This is a genomic window from Fuscovulum ytuae, from assembly GCF_029953595.1.
Classification (GTDB): Bacteria; Pseudomonadota; Alphaproteobacteria; order Rhodobacterales; family Rhodobacteraceae; genus Paragemmobacter; species Paragemmobacter ytuae.
In genome coordinates, this window is sequence record NZ_CP124535.1 from 868,794 (window position 1) to 887,934 (window position 19,141).

The window sequence follows — 19,141 nt, forward strand, 5'->3', positions numbered from 1 at the left end:
ACCCGGACAAATGACTGACGCGATTATCGGAATGGTCGCGCGCCTTGCCTCTCCCATCGGGAAATGGGGCGCGCGCATGCGGCGCGGCTTGGCCCGCTGGCCTTGGCTGCGCCTTGTCTTGGCCCCCTTGGTCCTGATTGTGACGGCGGTGCTGGCCCTGATGTCCCTCATTGCGGGGCGGCATGACCTTACGCTTCTGAAGCTGTTCATTGCCTTGCCATTGGCCACAGCCTGCCTGATCTTCTGCTACAGCCCCGACGACGAAGACGAATAGACCCAAGCGCGGGGGCTGGACTTTCTCTTTGTGGGCGGGAACTGTCCCGCCATGACAACGCATCGCCCCATCGCCGCCGCGGTCTGGATGACCGGCTCGATCTTTTCCTTCACCGCGATGGCCATCGCGGGGCGCGCGGTCTCGGGCCAGCATGATACCTTTGAAATCATGCTTTGGCGCTCCGTGGTGGGCTTTTGCCTTGTCCTTGCCATAGGGGCCGCGCTGGGCCGTCTGGCCGAAATCCGCCGCAACCGTTTGGGCGAACATCTGTTGCGCAATCTGGTGCATTTCACGGGGCAAAACCTGTGGTTCTGGGCGCTGACAATGATCCCGCTGGCGCAGGTTTTCGCGCTTGAGTTTACCTCGCCCATCTGGGTGATCCTGCTTTCGCCGCTTTTCTTGGGGGAAAAGCTGACCCGCGCCCGTCTCTTCGCCGCCGCCATGGGGTTCATCGGCATCCTGCTGGTCGCGCGCCCGGATTTCGCAGCCCTTGATCCTGGCGTTCTGGCGGCGGCAGGCAGCGCGCTCTGCTTTGCCGTGACGGGCATCCTGACGAAAAAACTGACCCAGCGCGAAAGCATCGTCTCCATCCTGTTCTGGCTGACGCTGATGCAAGGCATTTTCGGGCTTGGCATGGCGGGCTTTGACGGGGTGATCCACCTTCCCACAGGCCAGACCCTGCCTTGGCTGATGCTCATCGGCTTTTGCGGTGTGTTGGCCCATCTTTGCCTGACCACGGCGCTGTCCCTCGCCCCGGCCAGCTATGTGATCCCCATCGATTTCGCACGCCTTCCCGTGATCGCAGCCGTCGGGATACTGATCTATGCCGAACCGCTTGATCCTTACGTTCTTCTGGGCGCGGCCATTATCTTTCTGGGAAATTGGGCCAATATCCGCGCCGAAACGCGCAAGCGTGCAACAGTTGTGCAGGTCACAAATCCGTGACGCGGCGTCATGAATTGACCGTAATTTCGCCTGCACCTACTTTTAATGATTGTAGCTCATTGGGGATGAGCGTGGGAGGAGTAGAGGGATTATGGTCATGATGAAAACAATGCTGGGGGCAACCACCGCGCTGGTGGTCGGAACCCTGACGGCGCAGGCAGGCGGTATCGATCGGTCCGGTCAAGGTCTGGGCGCTTTGTTTGAGAAGGGTCGTTATGTTGAACTGTCTTTCGGGGCGGTCAAACCCGAAGTGTCAGGCAACGACGTCGCTCTCTTCGGCGGCGGTGCCACGGGCGATGTTGCCAGCGACTACACGCAATTGGCCTTTAGCTACAAATACGACATCAATGATCAGCTTTCTTTTGCGCTGAACCTTGACCAGCCATTTGGGGCCGACGTTCTTTACTCAGCGACATCCGCCGCTCTGGGCGGAACAAACGCCGAAGCAACCTCGACCCAGTTGACGGGTATCCTGCGCTACAAGTTCAACGACCGCGTGTCGGTTCACGCCGGTCTGCGAGCAACCAAGAGCGATGGCTTCATCCGCTTGCAAGGAGCGGCCTATGCTGGCTTGAGCACCTATAACGTGACCCTAGGGTCTGATGTCGCGCCCGGCTACCTTGTCGGTGTGGCCTACGAAATCCCGGATATCGCGCTTCGCGTCGCGCTGACCTACAATTCCGAGGTCAAGCATGACTTCCTGACGACCGAAAGGCTTGGCGCAGCGCAAATCGCCCCACAATCGGTAACAAATGTAACCCTGCCGCAATCTGTGAACCTCGACTTCCAGTCCGGCATCGCCGAGGACACTTTGCTTTTCGGACAGATCCGTTGGGTTGATTGGTCGGCCTTCCGCGTCGACCCGACGGCATTCGTCGGATTGGCAGGTGGCGGTCTTATCGATCTGGAAGACAGCGTCACATACTCGCTTGGTATCGGGCGTCGCTTCAACGAAACTTGGGCCGGCAGCGTGTCTGTCTCGTATGAAGGCAAGGGAACGGATAACCTCGTTTCTCCGCTCGCCCCGACTGACGGCCGTATCGGTCTGACCGTTGGCGGCATCTATTCGCATGAGAACATGAAGGTGTCCTTCGGTGTGAACTACACCAAGCTGGGCGATGCGCAGCCGGAAACCGGCACTCCCGATGTGGCTCGCGCGAGCATGACCGGCAATTCGGCACTTGGTGTTGGCGTGAAGGTTGGTTGGTCCTTCTGATCCCACGAAATCGCATCAAAGGCCCCGCATCCCTGATGCGGGGCCTTTTGCTTTTCCGCGTGAAATCCCCGCCCTGCTTCGCTATCACGCACGAACAGGATGGGAGAGCGGACGATGATCTACCGAAACGGGGCAGACTTCCGGGCGGCGCGGGAAAAGCGCGTCCTTCTGTTCGGCATGTCCGGCCTTGGCAAGACCCACCTCTCCAACCTTCTGCGCGATGCGGGCGGCTGGTTTCACTACTCCGTCGATTACCGCATCGGCACGCGCTACATGGGCGAATACATCGCCGACAACTTCAAGCGCGAGGCGATGAAGGTCCCGCTCCTGCGCGAACTCCTAATGACGGACAGCGTCTATATCGCCTCCAACATCACTTTCGACAATCTCGCCCCCCTCTCCACCTATCTGGGCAAGCCCGGCAATCCCGCGCAGGGCGGCGTGCCCTTCGCCGAATATTGCACCCGTCAAGCCCAGCACCGCGAGGCCGAGATCGCGGCGCTGCACGACACGCTCCGCTTCATCGACCGGGCGCGCGATATCTATGGCTATTCCAACTTTGTCTGCGACAGCGGCGGGTCGATCTGCGAGGTGGTCGATGCCACCGATCCCGCCGATCCGGTGATGACCGCCCTCTCCAGCCAGCTGCTCATGGTCTGGATCAAGGGCGGCGAGGCGCATCGCGACGCCCTCATCCGCCGTTTCGACAAGGCGCCAAAGCCGATCTATTACCAGCCCGACTTCCTTGCCACGCTCTGGGCCGAATATTTGGCGCAGGAAGGCAAGCCCGAAGATCAGGTCGATCCCGACGCCTTCCTCCGCTTTGGCTATGCCCGCCTGCTGGCCCATCGGCAACCGCGCTATGCCGCCATGGCCAAATGGGGTGTCACCGTCACCGCCGAAGAGGTGGCGATGGTCAAGGATGCCGCCCAGTTCGACGACCTGATTGCAAAGGCGCTGGATACCACCCCCGCTTGATCGCCGCGCCGACAGCGCCTAGATACGCCGCCTGATTGAACAGACGAGTTTACCCATGCCCATCACCCTGCCCGAGACCCTGCCCGCCTATGACGTTCTGCGGAACGAAGGCGTCATGGTCATGTCGCCCGAACGGGCGGCGCGGCAGGATATCCGCCCCCTGCGCATCGGGCTTTTGAACCTGATGCCCAAGAAGATTCAGACCGAAAACCAGTTCGCCCGCCTGATCGGGGCCACGCCCTTGCAGATTGACCTGCATCTGATCCGCATGACCGAACATCAGACGCGCAATACCGCCGCCGAACATATGGAAACCTTCTACCGCCCCTTTCAGGACGTGAAGGATGAAAAGTTCGACGGCCTCATCATCACCGGCGCGCCCATCGAACATCTGGCCTTCGAAGAGGTCACCTATTGGGATGAGTTGTGCGAAGTCTTCGACTGGACGCAAACCCATGTTCAATCCACCTTCGGCGTCTGCTGGGGCGGGATGGCAATGATCAACCACTTCCACGGCGTGGAAAAGCACATGTTAGCGAAAAAGGCCTTCGGCTGCTTCCGCCACCGCAACCTTGCGCCCACCTCGCCCTATCTGCGCGGCTTTTCCGATGATTTCGTCATCCCGGTTTCCCGCTGGACCGAAATGCGGCAGGCCGAGATTGACGCCCGCCCCGCCCTGCGCACGCTTCTGGGGTCGGAAGAGGTTGGCCCTTGTCTGGTCGAAGACCCGGGTCACCGCGCGCTCTATATCTTCAACCATTTCGAATATGACAGCGGCACGCTCAAACAGGAATATGACCGTGACGTGGCCAATGGCACGCCCATCAACGTGCCCCTGAACTACTATCCCGATGACAACCCCGCGATGCCCCCCCTCAATCGCTGGAGAAGCCACGCCCATCTTCTATATGGCAACTGGATAAACGAGATTTACCAGTCCACGCCCTATGAGATCGCCGAGATTGGCACTTAGCCTCTTCCTTGCTGCAACCGTCATCGGCGGCTGCGCCGTCGTGACGGACCGCCGCGCCACAGCGCGCGAATCTGCGGCCGAGGCAGCCTATCCCCCGACGGGGCAACTGATCGAAGTGGATGGCAAACAGGTCCATGCCCATGTGCAGGGCAGCGGGCCGGATCTGATCCTGATCCATGGGGCCAGCGGCAACACGCGGGATTTCACCTTCGGACTTGTTGACCGTCTGGCGCAGGATTACCGCGTCATCGCCTTTGATCGTCCCGGTCTGGGCTGGTCCGATGATCTGGGGCCGGATGGCATAAGCCCCATGATGCAAGCCGCGCTCTTGCAAAGGGCCGCCGCCCAGCTCGACATCCGCCGCCCCATTATCCTTGGCCATTCCTACGGTGGATCGGTCGCTCTGGCCTGGGCGCTTACCGATACAGCGAATGTCGCGGGGGCGGTGATCCTGTCGGGGGCGACGATGCCGTGGCCCGGTGGTCTTGGCCCTTATTACGCAATCACGGGCAGCAGGCTTGGTGCCGCCACCGTCATCCCCGCCATCACGGCCTTTGCCGGCCCCAAACAGACCGAGGCGGTGGTCGCGGGCATATTCGCCCCCGATGCCCCCCCGCCCGGCTATACCGATTACGTCGGCGCCCCCCTGACGATGCGGCGCGACACGCTGCGCGTGAACGCCGCGCAGGTGACGAACCTGCGCCCCCATGTCGTGCGGATGTCGGACGCCTATCCGCGACTAGATATTCCCGTCGAAATCCTGCACGGCACTGCCGATACGGTCGTTCCCGCCACGATCCACGCCCTGCCGCTGTCGCGCCTTCTGCCCAATGGCAACCTCGTCCTGATCGACGGCGCTGGCCATATGCCGCATCACACCCACCCCGATGAGGTCATCGCCGCCATCAACCGCGCCGCCGCCCGTGCCGGATTGCGCTAACCCCGCCCATCGCCATACTGGCGGGGTAACAGTTGCGAGGACATCATGACCGACCTGCCCTTTGACGGCGCGATCAGCCGCTATTTCCGCAAGGATGCCCCCAAGGCCATCCGCAAGGCCATCGAAAGCGCCGGGAAGGATGACCTCCTTACCCCCGGCTATCCTTACGCCGAGGAGATGAAGCGCAAGGATTACGACGCCACGATGGGGGCCCTGCAACGCCAACTCGTCCGCATGCAAGCCGATATCAAGGCATCCGGCAAACGCGTCATCGTCATCTTCGAAGGGCGCGACGCGGCAGGAAAAGGCGGCACCATCGACGTGATGCGCGAAAACCTGAACCCGCGTGTGTGCAATGTCGTGGCGCTCTCAAAACCCTCCGACCGCGAAGCGGCAAGCTGGTATTTCCAGCGCTATGTCGATTGGCTGCCCGCCGCTGGCGAAATGGCGATGTTCGACCGCAGCTGGTATAATCGCGCCATGGTGGAACATGTTTTCGGCTTCTGCACGCCCGCGCAGCGCGAAACCTTCTTCCGCCAACTTCCCGAGTTTGAACATATGCTCGTGGATGAAGGCTTCACCCTCGTGAAGCTCTGGCTCGAAGTGGGCCGCGCCGAACAACTCCGCCGTTTCCTCGCCCGCGAACAGGACCCGCTGAAACAGTGGAAACTCTCGCCCATCGATATTCAGGGCCTTGGCAAATGGGATGATTACTGCGCCGCCATTGACGAAACCATGCAGCGCAGCCATTTCGACTTTGCGCCCTGGACGGTGATCCTGTCGGATGACAAAAAGCGCGCGCGCATTGCGGCGATCCAGACCGTGCTGCGCGCGGTCGATTATACGGGCAAGGACGATACCCTGATCGGCGCGCCGGATGCGGCGATCTGCGGCGGGCCTGACTTGCGCCCGAAAGGATGAAATGAAGCACGGCTATCACCACGGCAATCTGCGGCAGGCTTTGGTCGAAGCGGCACTTGTCCTTATTGCCGAACGCGGCCCCTCAGGCTTTACCCTGTCCGAGGCGGCAAAACGCGCCGATGTCACCCCCGCCGCTGTCTATCGCCATTTCGCAGGCCGCGACGATCTGATCGCCGAGGTTGCGCGCCAAGGCTATGACATCTTCGCCGCGCTGATGGAATTCGCCTATGCCGATGGCCAACCCTCTGCCCTTGCGGCGTTTGAGGCGACGGGTCGCGCCTATCTTGCCTTCGCGCGCAAATATCCCGGCCATTACATGGCAATGTTTGAAAGCGGCCTGTCCTTCAACGCGCATCCCGACCTTGCCCTTGTCGCGGGCAAAGCGCGCGCGGTGATCGAGAAAGCGGCCGAAAAACTGTCCGAACAAATGCCCCCCGACCGCCGCCCCCCGGCCACCATGTTCTCGGCCCATATCTGGGCCATGTCCCATGGCGTGGTCGAACTCTACATGCGCGGCGCGCCGGGCGCGAAATCGCCCTTCACCCCCGAAGACCTGCTGGAAAGCGGGATCGGCATCTATCTGCGCGGCTTGGGCCTTCTGCCCCCTGACCGCTGACCCGATCCATAGGGTGGGGTTGACCCCACCTTACCGGAACAGAACCAAAGCCCCCGGTGACCACCCCACCCGCGCCCGCGCGCCACGATCCAGCACGGGCCGCCCAAAGACGTTGCGCATCGAAATGCGCACTGGGCTTTCCGTCCCATCGATCTTCACGTCGTAATAGGTCATGTCACCGAAATAGACGACCTCTTCGATCGTCGCCATGCTTTCGCGGTCTGTCGCGGCACTGCCATCATAGAGGATGGTCAGCGTCTCGGGCCGGAACCCCACGGTCGCGCCTTCTGCCGTGGCCCCGCCCATCACCTGCCGCGCCTCGATATGGATGCGGCCAAAGCCTGCCGCATCAATCTCCACCGCATCGGCCCCTTCCTCCAGCACCTTGGCGGGCAGGAAATTCATCGTCCCGATGAAATCCGCCACCTTCCGGCTGTTCGGGCGACGATAGAGCGTTTCAGGATCGGCCAGCTGGGCAATCTCACCCTCGAACATCACGGCGATCCGGTCCGACATGACCAGCGCCTCTTCCTGATCATGGGTGACCAGAATGAAGGTGATGCCGACCTGCCGCTGCAGCTTGATCAGTTCAACCTGCATCTGCTCGCGCATCTTCTTGTCCAGCGCGGAAAGCGGCTCATCCAACAGCAACACCTTCGGCTTCAGGATCAGCGCCCGCGCCAGCGCCACGCGCTGCCGCTGCCCGCCCGAAAGCGCATGCGCCGCCCGCTTGCCATAGCCCTTTAGCCCGACCATCTCCAGCGCCTCGCCCACGGCGCGGGCCTTGTCTTCTTTTGAACGCGGGTCGCGACGCAGGCCAAAGCCCACATTCTCTTCCACCGACAGATGGGGGAAGATGGCATAGGACTGGAACACCATATTGGTGGGCCGCTTGTTCGCAGGCACCCCCGCCATATCGCGCCCATCCACCAGCACCGCCCCGGACGAGATATCCTCAAACCCCGCAATGGTGCGCAAAAGCGTGGTCTTGCCACAGCCCGACGGACCCAGCAGCGAAAAGAACTCCCCCGGCCGGATCGTCCCGGTGATCCCGCGCAGCGCGTGATAATCGCCGTAATATTTATGGACGTCCCGGAACTCGATCATTGCGTCGGACTGGGTCACAAGAAGCCTCCGGTATCCTTGCCGCCCGACTTCGCGATGCCGCGGCGGCGGAAGTATTCAGCGATTGCAAGAAGGGTGATAGACAGAAGAACAAGGATCGTCCCCAGCGCCATGATTGCGGGCACCTTGGCCGGGAAACGGAACTGGCCATAGATATAGACCGACAGCACCGTCTCGTTCCCGCCAAGGAAATAGGCGATGATGAATTCGTCCAGACTGATCGTGAAACAGATCAGAAGGGATGAGATGATCCCCGGCATGACCAAAGGCAGGATGATCAGCCAAAAGGTGGAAAGCGGCGTCTCCCCCAGATCATAGGCCGCCTCTTCCAGCGACCGATCCAGCGATTGAAAGGCCGAAGACAGGATCGCCACGGCAAAGGGCGTGCAGATCAGCACATGGCCAAGGATGATGGTAAAGATCGACAATTCGATCCCCACCGCCAGCAGCACCACCAGCATCGACATGGCAACGATCATTTCGGGCAGCACAAGCGGCAGCATGATCAGCCCCATGATCCCCGTCTTGACCGGAAAGTTGAACCGTGTCGACGCCCGCGCCGCAAACAGCCCCAGCGTGGTGGACAGGACAGCAACCGAAATCGCGATGATGGCGGAATTCCGCACCGCATTCCAAAGCGTCGTATCCTCCCACATCTCCTTGAACCAGGCCGTGGTAAAGCCTTGCAAAGGGAAGGCGATCACGCGGCTGTCGTTAAAGGCAAACATCGGCAACAGGACGATGGGCGCGTAAAGAAAGATCAGATAACCGATCGTATAGGCGCGAAAACCGGGCGATTTCATTTCGCACCCCTCAGGAAACGGCGGTTCAGCAGCAGGAAGACCACGCTCACCAAGGCCACGACCAGCATCGCCGTCACCGCGATGGCCGACCCCAGCTCACGGTTGTTCTGTTTCAAAAGCGTGCTCTCGATCCGGTTCGCGATCATCGGCAGCTTGCCGCCCCCGATCAGGTCGGGCGTCACGTAATCGCCCACCGTCGGGATGAACACGATCAGCACCGCCGCAATCACCCCCGGCATCGACAGGGGCAGCGTCACGCGGATAAAGGTCATGAACTGGCTTTCCCCCAGATCGCGCCCTGCCTCAAGGAAGGAGCGGTCGATCTTCTCCAACGCCACGAAGATGGGCAGGATGGCAAAAGGCGCATAGGCATGGGCCAGCGTCATCACCAGCGCGGGCACGTTATAGTTGATGGCCTGCAAAGGTTCATCAATCAGCCCAATGGACATCAGGCCCGAATTGATCACGCCGTTATAGCCAAGGATCACCTTCCACAGGAACACGCGGATCAGATAGCTCGTCCAGAACGGGATGGTGATCAGGAACAGCCACAGCGACTTGCGCTCAGGCTTCACGTAAAAGCTGACGAAATAGGCCACCGGATAGGCCAAAAGCACCGTCACCAGCGTGACCGAGAAGGAAACCGTCAAGGACCGCATGATCAGCAACTGGTTGATCCGGTCCGACCAGACGGTTGCGTAATTGTCGATCCCGAACCCGCCCTCTTCCAACGAAAGCGAATAAATCACCACCGTCAAAAGCGGCGCCGCAAGCAGCAACACCGCATAGATCAAGGTCGGGCTTACAAGAAGCAAGCCATTGGCCGCCTCTGATCGGCCTTGGCCGACCTTGCCTGTGCTGGTTGCCATCATGCCCCCTGTTGGCACGTGTTTCTTGGACTTTGATCAAATTTAGCCGCAACAAAAGCCGCAGCGCAAGTGACACCGGCCGACGAACGCGCGCCGGCCGGTCAATTGCATTGCAGATGCCTGAATTTCAAGCAGATTATTTCGAAGGATGGCTGGTCCGGGCGGGCCGGGGATCAGCCCCCCACACGCTCGATCGAAATCGACCGTTTCTTCAACTCATCATACAGCGTCGGCAGCACCCGCAGCGACCCCACCGCCGTGCGCAGCGCATCCGACAGCTTGCCGTCCTGCGGCTTGCCCGCAACGCGCCAGACCATGCGGCGGGCGACCCCGTCGTCATAGACGATCTCTGTCGCGCCCGAACGCGATTGCCGGATACCAAGGAAATCCGCGCCACCATGCGGCGCATGAAAGAATGCCTGTTGTCCCATTTTCGGGTCCATTTGTGAGTTGCTCGATTATTAATTGTAAAGATCGGCACGCGACCGCCTTGGGTCAAGCAAGACAGGATCAATCCCCACACAATCGCGAAATTCGGGACTTTCGCGCCACAGAATGGCCCCTTTACAGGTGGATTGTGGCAAAGCCCTTCGCAAACTTGCCACAATCCCGCCGCAATCACACGGCGGGCGGGTCATAAGGCGGGCGCGACAAGAGCCCCGCCAACTTCTCCATCGCCAGTGCGAACCGCTCTTCCGATATGTTTCCGGCCAAGGCGATCCGCACCGCATGGGGCGCGCGCCCGTGGATCAGGGCATATTCATCCGCCGACCGCACCAGAACTCCCTCCGCCTCGGCCATCCGGGTAAAGGTCGATGCCCGCCACCCCATCGGCAGGTTCAAAAAGGCAAAGCGCAATCCCGGCTGCCACAGCAGATCGAACCGCCCCAGATGGTTCACCATGATCCTGATCCGGGCATCCAGATCCTCGCTCACCTTGCGGCGGATCTCCTGCGCGGCCCCGGTTTCGAACAGATGCAGGCACAATTCGCTGACCGGCTTGGCCAGCGCGAAAAACGCATGCTGCGCCGTCAACCGCCCCGTTTCCCCCATCCCCGACGGGCAGACGATATAGCCAAAACGCAGCGCCGCCGAGACGGTCTTCGACAGGCTGCCCACATGCCAGACCCGTTCTGGCGCAAGCGCCCGCAGGGACGGCCATTCGCTATCGGACAGCGTGTAGCAATCATCCTCGATGATCTGCAGATCAAAATGCCGGGCAATCGCGACGATCCGTTCCCGCCGCTCCGGCGTCAGCCGCGCCGTCGTGGGGTTCTGCGCCTCGGTCGTCAGGCACAGGACTTGCGCCCCGTGTCGCCGACAGGCCGCCTCCAGCGCTTCGGGGATCATGCCGCGGTCATCCGTCTCGACCCCCACCACCTCGGCCCGCGCCAGACGCGCGGCATGGCGAAAGCCGGGATAGGCCAGTTCCTCGGTCAGAACGACAGGCCGATCCCCACGCAGACAGCACAGGAAAATCAGGCTGATGGCATTCTGCCCCCCCGCCGTCAGTGCGATATCGTCAAGGTCGATCTTGCCCAGATTGCGATCCGCCAGCCAATCGCACAGGGCACGCCGCAAGGGAAGTTCCCCCCGCTGGGTCGGATAGTCGATCCAGTCATCGGTCAAATTCGCCAGACTGTCGCGCAGCGCCTCGGCAAAGGCCTGCATCTGCCCCACATCCGGCAGGCGCGGCGCGCGCAAGTCGATCCGCCCGTTGATCTGATCGGGTTCCCGCTCCAAAAGCAGGGGCTGGGTCGGGCCAAGGCGCGGCGCGCGGGCCGCAACAAAGGTGCCGCGCCCCACCGTCGCCGCAAGCAACCCCTCTTGCGTGGCCAGCGCATAAGCCCGCGACACCGTCCCCGGCGTGACCCCAAGCCCCCAAGCCAGATCGCGCACGGTGGGCAGCTGCGCCCCTTCGGCCAATTCGCCCGACCGGATCGCCTCACGCAGGGCGCGCGACAGGGCCAGATATTTAGGGCCGGGATAGGCCGCAAGGTCGGGCTTCCATATTGTGTCAGTCACAATGTTCCTCTGGCCGGGGCGCTTTGTCTATTGTATCAATAATTCATAGCAACACAGACACTTTGTATCAATACAAAAAAGGATGCTGAAAATGACCGCCCGCGCCCTGCCCCGCGCCATCCCCACCAGCCTGCCGCCGCTGTCGCGTCTGCTCGTGTCGGTCGCGCTGCTTTTGGCTGCGTGGGAACAGCGTCGTAACAGCCGCAGCGCCCTAACCCGGCTCGATGACCACATCCTCCGCGATATCGGCCTCACGCCCGATCAGGCGCAGTCTGAGGGCACGAAACCCTTTTGGCGGGACTGATCCCCCCCGCCACCGCTCCCCTGACTTGGCCGGGTTCGCCCCGGCCTTCTTTTTTGGCCGCACAATAAGAAAGCGGCGGGCCAAGACCCGCCGCCTTCCACATCTGCATTCAAGGACCTGATCAGCCGTTGATCAGAATCGACCGGATCTGCGCCGCCGCATCCCCCTGATCGCCGTGGACCGCATTCGCGATGGCCAAGGCTTGGGCTTCGGTCAGGTTGTCCAGATCGGCATTCGGCACCAAAGCGCGCGCTTCGATCTTGATCGACAGCGGCAGTTCCGCATCCATGTTCATCGCAAAAGAGGCCGTCGACGCAGCAGCCATCAGGGCAGAGGCGAGAAGAAGCTTTTTCATGATATGTCTCTCTTTCAACAGTGGTTCAGGGTGTTTCTTGCCCGATCTGGGCAACGGGTCCCGTTTCGCCCCGGTGAGACAGAGATGGCACTTCGCCTTGTCTTTGAAAAATCACAAGAAAATCGCACCGTCTCACGCAGATTTGGGCCTTGTGAATGAAACTTAATGATACCCCCGTTTTGGCCTCAAAACCCACCGCAAACCCAGCGAAAGTTAATCTTTATTGCCAATAGCCAGTCACGCGACGGTGAAAGGCAGGTGACCAAGGCACCGTTTCGGCCCTCTGCGCCAAACCTGTGCGCAGATGCACATTGTGCCGAAACCCCGACAAAGCAAAAGGCCCGCCACAAGGGCGGGCCTTCCACAAAAGACAACCAGATCAGCGCTTGGAGAACTGGAAGGACCGACGCGCCTTGCGCTTGCCGTATTTCTTCCGTTCCACCACGCGGCTGTCGCGGGTCAGGAACCCTGCGGCCTTCAGCGCGGGGCGCAGGCTCGGTTCATAAAGCTGCAGCGCTTTCGAGATGCCGTGCTTCACCGCCCCGGCCTGACCGGAAAGACCGCCGCCCGCCACCGTGGCGTACACGTCGAACTGGCCTTCCACATTGGCGATCTGGAAGGGCTGCTTCAGGATCATCTGCAGCACGGGACGCGCGAAATAGGCCGCCATCTCCTTGCCATTCACCACAACCTTGCCCGAACCCGGCTTCACCCAGACGCGGGCGACCGCATCCTTGCGCTTGCCCGTGGCATAGGACCGACCCAGCGCATCGCGCACGGGTGCCTTGGGCGCAGCGGCTTCTGCAGCGGCGGGCGCGGCGGACCCGGCAACGGCCGATTTCAGATCGTCGAGAGATTTGATGTCGGCCATGATCAGGCGCTCCGCGTGTTCTTCGGGTTCAGGGCCTTCAGGTCCAGAACGGTGGGCTGCTGGGCTTCGTGCGGATGGGCGGCACCCGCATAGACGCGCAGGTTGGTCATCTGCTGACGGCCCAGACGGTTGCGGGTGATCATCCGTTCGACGGCCTTGATCACCACACGCTCGGGGTGGTTGCCCTCCAGCACCTGACGGGCGGTGCGGCTCTTGATGCCGCCCGGATGCCCGGTGTGCCAGTAATAGACCTTGTCGTTGCGCTTGTTGCCGGTCATCTGGATCTTGTCGGCGTTGATCACGATGACATTGTCACCCATGTCCATATGGGGGGTGAAGGTCGGCTTGTTCTTGCCGCGCAGGATATTGGCGACGATCGTGGCGAGGCGGCCCAGAACGATGCCCTCGGCATCGATCAGGATCCACTTCTTCTCGATGTCCGCCGGCGTAGCCGTGAAGGTTTTCATCTCGAACCCTGTGAATTGAAGCGGGGGCGAACCCCCGGAATCTCGGATGGCGGCTTATCGCGTAAGGGCTGCATCGGGTCAAGTGTCACGGAAAACAAATAATGACGCCAAAACAATATGTTACAAAATCGGTATTATATTACCCCATTCAACGCAGCTTCGGCGGACGCGCCGGATCGGTTCCGGGCGCCGCGGGTGCGGGCCGTTCGGGCCGCACCGGCACGGGCAGATCAAACTGCCGCCCCACCCGCGCCACCTGCCCCGCCACGGGATCGCTGCCAACCAGAAAGACCACGTCGATCATCCCCGCCTCCACCCCCGAAAAGGCCAGCGCCTCGCGGATGGCGCGCGCAAGCGCGGCCTCGGCCCCCTCTGCGGCATCGATGAAGGCCATCAGATGCCCCTTCGCGCCCCCCTGATAGCGCACCGCCACCAGAAAGGCCGCCGCAGCCAACCCCCCCGCCCGCGCGAGCTTCCCCGTCACTGCCTCGATCAGCCGTTCCGGCAAATCCCCCGGCGCGTAAAAGGCCACAGGCCGCGCCTCCACCTCTTCCGGGGCGGTCTCCAGCATCCCCGACAACCATTCCAAAGCCTCAGGCGGCAGGATCATCTGCGATGGTGCCACGCCCAGATTGACGCCCAACCCCACGCCCTGCCCCGCCAGAACCTGCGCGATCACCCGTCCCGGCAGGGCCGCATAGGGCGCGATGCCCCCGGTGAATTCGGCCATCCGCTCTTCCAGATCAAAGATCAGGACGACGGGGCCATCCTCCAGCGGAAAGATGCGGGGTTTCAGATCGCTCCCCACCGCCTCTTCCTCCAAAAGCAAAAAGAACTCCCCATCCGCCAGACAGCCGAAGAACCGCAGGCGATCCGCCTCATCGGCCCCGTCTCGTTCCATCGCGGCATGGGCGGCGTCTAGGGGCGTCATACGGTATCCTCCATCAGGGCGCGGATGCGGTGGCGCAGGGCGGGAACCACCTCCGCCTCAAACCACGGGTTGCGCTTCAGCCACCCGGTATTGCGCCAAGACGGATGCGGCAAGGGCCAGACGCCCTGTTCCGCATGGCTGCGCCAGTCTGCCACGCGCCCCGCAACCGGCCCCTTGCCCAAATGCCAGCCCTGCGCCGCCCCGCCAATGGCCAGCGTCAGCCGCACCTCCGGCAACGAGGCCACCACCCTGTCCCGCCATGTCCGCGCGCAAATCGGAGGTGGCGGCAGATCCGCCCCCTTGCCGTCGTAGCCCGGAAAGCAAAAGGCCATCGGCGCGATGGCCACGCGCGTCTGGTCATAGAACTCGGCCTCCGACAACCCGCACCACGCCCGCAGCCGATCCCCCGACGCATCGGAAAAGGGCCGACCCGAGGCATGCACCCGCGCCCCCGGCGCCTGCCCCGCGATCAACAGCCGCGCGCCGGGGCGGAACCAGACGACAGGCCGCGGCGCATGCGCGGTCGCCGTCGCGGCAAAGCGGTCGGCACAAATCCTGCAAGCGCGGATCTGTTCGGCAAGCGCTGCGGCAGAAAGGGCGTTGGTCATGGTTGGTTCGATCGGGGTCCGGGGCGGCGCAAAACGGGCGGGCAAAGGATGGGGCCGTCATGGCGCCGAGGCAACACCCCGCCCCAACCCTGCTTCACATATCTTGCAGCAGGCCCCGGCTGCGCATAGGCCCAACGCATGGCCCGCTGCCACGGGAGCTGCGAGAATGTACCGCGTATCCCCTTTCGTGCGACGTTTTGCTTGGGCGCTTTTGGGCGGCGTCGGGATTGCGACGCTTTGGGTGAACCTCTCGCCCGCAACCTATTACGATGCGGTGGAATTCCGCCTGCTTGATCTTGCCAAACCGGCATGGATCGCGGGCGACGACCTTGTCGTGACACCGATGTTCGTGGCCTCGGACCTGTTGATGGCCTTCTTTTTGTTCTTCGTCGGCAAGGAGTTGTGGGAAGCGCTGATCCTTTCTCGCGGGGCCTTGGCTGGGCGGCGCGCGCTTTTGCCGATGGGTGCGGCGCTTGGGGCGGCTTTGGGTGCGGTGGCGCTCTGGTGGCTGCATACGGCGCTTTATGCCACAAGCGAATGGGTGCCCGCCGGGACGGGCTGGCCGCTGCCCATCGGATCGGACATCGTTATCGGCTATGTCGTGGGGCGGGCCGTCTTTGGCGCGGGCCATCCGGCGCTGCATCTGCTGCTCTTGCTGACCATCGCGTCAAATGTCATCGGCATCACCCTTCTCGGTCTCGTCTATCCCTATGCCGGGCTGCAACTTCTGTGGCTGGCCCTGCCCCTTGCCGCCTCCTTCGCCGTCTGGCGCTTTCATGGCCGCTTTGTCGGGCAAGGGGCGACCGAACTCGCCCGTCGCCGGGGCCTTGCGCTCTGGCCCTATCTTCTGGCCGGCGCAGCAAGTTGGTTTGGCGTCGTGGCGGCGGGCCTGCCCGGTGCGCTTGGCCTTTTGCCGATCATCCCCGCCATCCCCCATGCCGACCGCGCCTTCGGCCTGTTTGCCGAGGCGGAAGAGTTTCTGACAGACCCGCTCAACCGTCTGGCCCATCTCATGGTGCGCCCCCTGTCGGTCGTCCTCTTCCTCTTCGGGATCACACGTGGCGGGGTGGACCTCGCCGCGTTCGGCCCCACCACCGCCTCGGTCCTTGCCGCCATGTGGGTGGGCAAACCCGCAGGCCTTGTTGCGGGCGCCCTGCTCGCTGCGCGCCTCTTCCGCCTGCCCATGCCCGCAGGCGTGCGCATCCGCGATATTGTCCTTGTGGCCGTCATCTCGGGCATCGGCTTTACCGCCCCCGTCCTCGCGCTTGACAGCGCGCTGCCCGGTGGCGCCATGGCCGAGGCGGCGCGCCTTGGCCTCGCCCTCTCGCTCTTGGCCGCTCCCCTCGCGCTGCTCTTGGCGCGCTTCATGCAACGTTAGCGAAACAGTGAAAGGATTCCTTGGCCCATTGTCAGAGGACGGTGAATTCCGACATAATGTCGCCCCAAAGGGCAGCTAGCCGCTACAAGGGTAACAAGTGAGGCGTCCCGCGGCGGTCGGCAGCCTCCGATCCGAAACGCGGCTTTCGCAAAGGGCAGCTATGATCGAGTTCGAAAACGTCTCGAAGTCCTTCTGGACAGGCCGCACACGGAAGATCATTCTGAATCAGGCGACGTTTCGGGTCGAACTTGGCAATTCCCTCGGCATCCTCGCATCGAATGGCGCGGGCAAGACCACGATCATCAACATGATGGCGGGCCTCGAACAGCCGGATGAAGGCACCATACGCCGCTCCTCGCGCATCTCCTTTCCCTTGGGCTTCATGGGCGGCGTGATCAGCCGCCACAGCGCAACGGAAAACGCCCGCTACATCGCGCGCCTTTACGGCCTTGATCCGGACTATGTCGAAAGCTTCTGCCGCTGGCTTTGCGATATCGGCGAATATTTCGACATGCCCGTCGGCACCTATTCCTCAGGGATGCGCAGCCGGTTCTCCTTCGCGCTCCTGCTTGCGCTTGAATTCGACATCTACCTCATCGATGAAGGCATGCCCGCCAGCACCGATGCCGAATTCAACCGCAAAGCCGGCGCCGTCCTGCGTCAAAGGCTGCAAGAGGCCACCGTGATCGTCGTCTCCCATCAGGCCTCGACGCTGGAAAAATTCTGCAAACAGGCGGCAGTCCTTAAAAACGGCCGCCTGACCGTGTTCGATACGTTGGAAGAAGCAAAACGGCTGTATGATTATGAAACTCAAGGTTAAGCGGTACAATACGCGGCGGCCCGATCCGGTCGCCGAAGACGCTGCTCCACGTCCCGTGCCACGCCTTGTGACCGAGACCGCAGCCGCGCACAGCCAGCCCTCCGATAGCTCTGCCCTCGGCGCGCCCCCTCCCCGCCCGCAGCGGCCGGATGAGGCGCTCTTTGCCCAAACCGAAGATGGCTTTGGCCCCACGCCCTTCCCGACTGCCGCCACCGCCGATGACGATGCCGAAACAGGCCCCACCGCCGCCTCGTCCATGGCCGGCGCCACCGCAAGCGCCGATCTTGATGCGATCCGCCGCGAAGGCCTGACGGGTCGCCAATTGCGCCTTGCCCGCCGGATGGCCCAGAAATACGGCCTGCCCGCCACCTCCGATTTCGATGCCGTCCGCCTCTTGCGTCAGGCCGGGCTTGATCCCTTCCGCCCCAATCCCGTCGTCGATATCGTCGCCGAGGATGAGGCGATGCCGGGCGCTTCAGGCGGATCGTTGATGCCCGTCCCGGCAGGCCAGCGCCTGCCGCAGACGATCAAACCCACCAAGATGCCCGCCAATGTCGGCGAAGAGGTGAACCACGCCGCCGAACTGATGAGGATGCAGCAGGATCTGATGCGCCGCCGCCGCCGCCGGTCGCTGCTCCTGATGGCGCGGCTCTTCTTCTTCGTCTTCCTGCCCACCTTCCTTGCAGGCTTCTATTACTACCGCGTGGCCACGCCGCTTTACGCCACCAATACCGAATTCGTCATTCAGGTCGCCCAACCGCCCAGCGGCACAGGCACCACGATGGGCGGGCTGATGAACACGCCCATGGCGAATATGCAGGATTCCATCACCGTGCAGGGCTATCTGCAATCGCGCGATGCCATGCTGCGGCTTGATCAGGATATCGGCTTCCGCCAGGTGTTCGAGGCTCCGGAAATGGACCCGATCCAACGGCTCGAACCCGATGCCACAAACGAAGCGGCCTACAAGATCTACAAGCGCAACGTCCGCGTGTCCTACGACCCGACCGAAGGCATCATCCGGATGGAGGTGATCGCCCCCGATGCCGAAACCTCTGTCCGCTTCTCGCGCGCCCTGATCGGCTATGCCGAAGAACAGGTCGACCAACTCACCCAACGCCTGCGCGAAGATGCGATGCGCGGCGCCCGTGAAAGCTATTCCGAAGCAGAGACAGCGCTGCGTGACGCCCGCACGCGCGCCGTGCAATTGCAAGAAACCTTCAAGGTCCTCTCCTCCGAGGTTGAGGTCAGCCTCATCACCAGCCAGATCGGACAGCTCGAAGGGCAACTGACCTCCGACAAGCTGTCGCTGGCGCAGATGGAGGCGAACGCCACCCCCAATCAGGCCCGGATGGACCCGCTCAAGCGCCGCATCGCGACGCTTGAAACCGAAATCGCCACCCTGCGCGCCCGCCTGACCGAAGATGACGCCAGCGGCCAATCCCTTGCCCGTGTGCAGTCCGAACTGGCACTGGCCGAGGCCGATGCCGAAACCCGCCAGATGATGCTGGCCGAGGCACTTCAGGCCATGGAAACCGCGCGGATCGAGGCGAACCGACAGGCCCGCTACATCTCCTTGTCGGTGGCCCCCGTGGCCCCGGACGAGGCGACCTATCCCCGCGCATTCGAAAACACGGTGGTGGCCATGCTGATTTTTGCCGGTATATACCTGCTCCTGTCGATGACCGCCGCAATCCTGCGCGAACAGGTCTCGGCCTGAGG

At 62.4% G+C, this 19,141-nt stretch carries 22 protein-coding genes; 12 read left to right on the plus strand and 10 right to left on the minus strand.

Annotation, left to right across the window (positions count from 1 at the left end; translation table 11 throughout):
• The first annotated feature begins 10 nt into the window (after positions 1-10).
• From QF092_RS04280 to QF092_RS04315, 8 genes are all read left to right on the plus strand, one after another.
• Positions 11-274: a hypothetical protein gene (locus QF092_RS04280; RefSeq protein WP_281467944.1), complete on the plus strand. Its 264-nt coding sequence runs from the start codon at positions 11-13 to the stop codon at positions 272-274.
• A 51-nt stretch (positions 275-325) separates the two neighbouring features.
• Complete coding sequence (locus QF092_RS04285) at positions 326-1,219, plus strand: DMT family transporter (protein ID WP_281467945.1); 894 nt, start codon at positions 326-328, stop codon at positions 1,217-1,219.
• 97 nt (positions 1,220-1,316) lie between these two features.
• A complete protein-coding gene (locus QF092_RS04290) occupies positions 1,317-2,435 on the plus strand; it encodes an OmpP1/FadL family transporter (protein WP_337250653.1) in 1,119 nt (372 codons plus the stop codon).
• Between the two features lie 114 nt (positions 2,436-2,549).
• Positions 2,550-3,413 (plus strand): ATPase, encoded by an 864-nt coding sequence (locus QF092_RS04295; protein ID WP_281467947.1) that lies wholly within the window; start codon positions 2,550-2,552, stop codon positions 3,411-3,413.
• A gap of 55 nt (positions 3,414-3,468) precedes the next feature.
• The gene (metA, locus tag QF092_RS04300) at positions 3,469-4,386 is read left to right on the plus strand and encodes a homoserine O-acetyltransferase MetA (protein WP_281467949.1); all 918 of its coding nucleotides are present in this window, start codon (positions 3,469-3,471) and stop codon (positions 4,384-4,386) included.
• Positions 4,361-5,326 (plus strand): alpha/beta fold hydrolase, encoded by a 966-nt coding sequence (locus QF092_RS04305; protein ID WP_281467951.1) that lies wholly within the window; start codon positions 4,361-4,363, stop codon positions 5,324-5,326. Before metA ends, QF092_RS04305 begins: the two co-directional genes overlap by 26 nt.
• 45 nt (positions 5,327-5,371) lie before the next feature.
• Positions 5,372-6,247, plus strand: a complete 876-nt coding sequence (gene ppk2, locus QF092_RS04310) for a polyphosphate kinase 2 (RefSeq protein ID WP_281467954.1) — start codon at positions 5,372-5,374, stop codon at positions 6,245-6,247.
• Position 6,248: 1 nt separating this feature from the next.
• Positions 6,249-6,863 carry a TetR/AcrR family transcriptional regulator gene (locus tag QF092_RS04315; RefSeq protein WP_281467956.1) on the plus strand — a complete coding sequence of 205 codons (615 nt, stop codon included), beginning with the start codon at positions 6,249-6,251 and terminating at the stop codon, positions 6,861-6,863.
• Between the two features lie 30 nt (positions 6,864-6,893).
• On the opposite strand, the gene QF092_RS04320 is transcribed toward QF092_RS04315, so the two are convergent.
• The 5 genes from QF092_RS04320 to QF092_RS04340 all read right to left on the minus strand — a co-directional run bounded on the left by QF092_RS04320 (position 6,894) and on the right by QF092_RS04340 (position 11,685).
• The gene (locus QF092_RS04320; protein ID WP_281469764.1) at positions 6,894-7,970 is read right to left on the minus strand and encodes an ABC transporter ATP-binding protein; all 1,077 of its coding nucleotides are present in this window, start codon (positions 7,968-7,970) and stop codon (positions 6,894-6,896) included.
• Positions 7,971-7,984: 14 nt separating this feature from the next.
• The gene (locus tag QF092_RS04325) at positions 7,985-8,791 is read right to left on the minus strand and encodes an ABC transporter permease (protein ID WP_281467958.1); all 807 of its coding nucleotides are present in this window, start codon (positions 8,789-8,791) and stop codon (positions 7,985-7,987) included.
• Complete coding sequence (locus QF092_RS04330; protein ID WP_281467960.1) at positions 8,788-9,660, minus strand: ABC transporter permease; 873 nt, start codon at positions 9,658-9,660, stop codon at positions 8,788-8,790. Before QF092_RS04330 ends, QF092_RS04325 begins: the two co-directional genes overlap by 4 nt.
• A gap of 173 nt (positions 9,661-9,833) precedes the next feature.
• Entirely contained in the window at positions 9,834-10,091 is a 258-nt protein-coding gene (locus tag QF092_RS04335) for a hypothetical protein (protein ID WP_281467962.1), read from the minus strand.
• Positions 10,092-10,278: 187 nt separating this feature from the next.
• Positions 10,279-11,685 carry an aminotransferase-like domain-containing protein gene (locus QF092_RS04340; RefSeq protein ID WP_281467964.1) on the minus strand — a complete coding sequence of 469 codons (1,407 nt, stop codon included), beginning with the start codon at positions 11,683-11,685 and terminating at the stop codon, positions 10,279-10,281.
• An 82-nt stretch (positions 11,686-11,767) separates the two neighbouring features.
• On the opposite strand from QF092_RS04340, the gene QF092_RS04345 reads away from it, so the two are divergent.
• Positions 11,768-11,989 carry a DUF1127 domain-containing protein gene (locus tag QF092_RS04345; RefSeq protein ID WP_281467966.1) on the plus strand — a complete coding sequence of 74 codons (222 nt, stop codon included), beginning with the start codon at positions 11,768-11,770 and terminating at the stop codon, positions 11,987-11,989.
• A 121-nt stretch (positions 11,990-12,110) separates the two neighbouring features.
• On the opposite strand, the gene QF092_RS04350 is transcribed toward QF092_RS04345, so the two are convergent.
• The 5 genes from QF092_RS04350 to QF092_RS04370 form a co-directional block, all read right to left on the minus strand.
• The gene (locus tag QF092_RS04350; protein ID WP_281467968.1) at positions 12,111-12,344 is read right to left on the minus strand and encodes a hypothetical protein; all 234 of its coding nucleotides are present in this window, start codon (positions 12,342-12,344) and stop codon (positions 12,111-12,113) included.
• A 379-nt stretch (positions 12,345-12,723) separates the two neighbouring features.
• Complete coding sequence (rpsI, locus tag QF092_RS04355; RefSeq protein WP_281467971.1) at positions 12,724-13,215, minus strand: 30S ribosomal protein S9; 492 nt, start codon at positions 13,213-13,215, stop codon at positions 12,724-12,726.
• Positions 13,216-13,217: 2 nt separating this feature from the next.
• Positions 13,218-13,682 (minus strand): 50S ribosomal protein L13, encoded by a 465-nt coding sequence (rplM, locus tag QF092_RS04360; protein WP_281467972.1) that lies wholly within the window; start codon positions 13,680-13,682, stop codon positions 13,218-13,220.
• A 148-nt stretch (positions 13,683-13,830) separates the two neighbouring features.
• Positions 13,831-14,613 carry an SseB family protein gene (locus QF092_RS04365; protein ID WP_281467974.1) on the minus strand — a complete coding sequence of 261 codons (783 nt, stop codon included), beginning with the start codon at positions 14,611-14,613 and terminating at the stop codon, positions 13,831-13,833.
• Positions 14,610-15,221 carry a uracil-DNA glycosylase family protein gene (locus tag QF092_RS04370; RefSeq protein WP_281467976.1) on the minus strand — a complete coding sequence of 204 codons (612 nt, stop codon included), beginning with the start codon at positions 15,219-15,221 and terminating at the stop codon, positions 14,610-14,612. Before QF092_RS04370 ends, QF092_RS04365 begins: the two co-directional genes overlap by 4 nt.
• 166 nt (positions 15,222-15,387) lie before the next feature.
• Between QF092_RS04370 and QF092_RS04375 the strand changes: the two genes are divergently transcribed.
• From QF092_RS04375 to QF092_RS04385, 3 genes are all read left to right on the plus strand, one after another.
• A complete protein-coding gene (locus QF092_RS04375) occupies positions 15,388-16,599 on the plus strand; it encodes a Na+/H+ antiporter NhaA (RefSeq protein WP_281467979.1) in 1,212 nt (403 codons plus the stop codon).
• 160 nt (positions 16,600-16,759) lie between these two features.
• Positions 16,760-17,419: an ABC transporter ATP-binding protein gene (locus tag QF092_RS04380; protein WP_281467980.1), complete on the plus strand. Its 660-nt coding sequence runs from the start codon at positions 16,760-16,762 to the stop codon at positions 17,417-17,419.
• Entirely contained in the window at positions 17,403-19,139 is a 1,737-nt protein-coding gene (locus QF092_RS04385) for a capsule biosynthesis protein (RefSeq protein WP_281467982.1), read from the plus strand. Before QF092_RS04380 ends, QF092_RS04385 begins: the two co-directional genes overlap by 17 nt.
• Positions 19,140-19,141 lie beyond the last annotated feature (2 nt).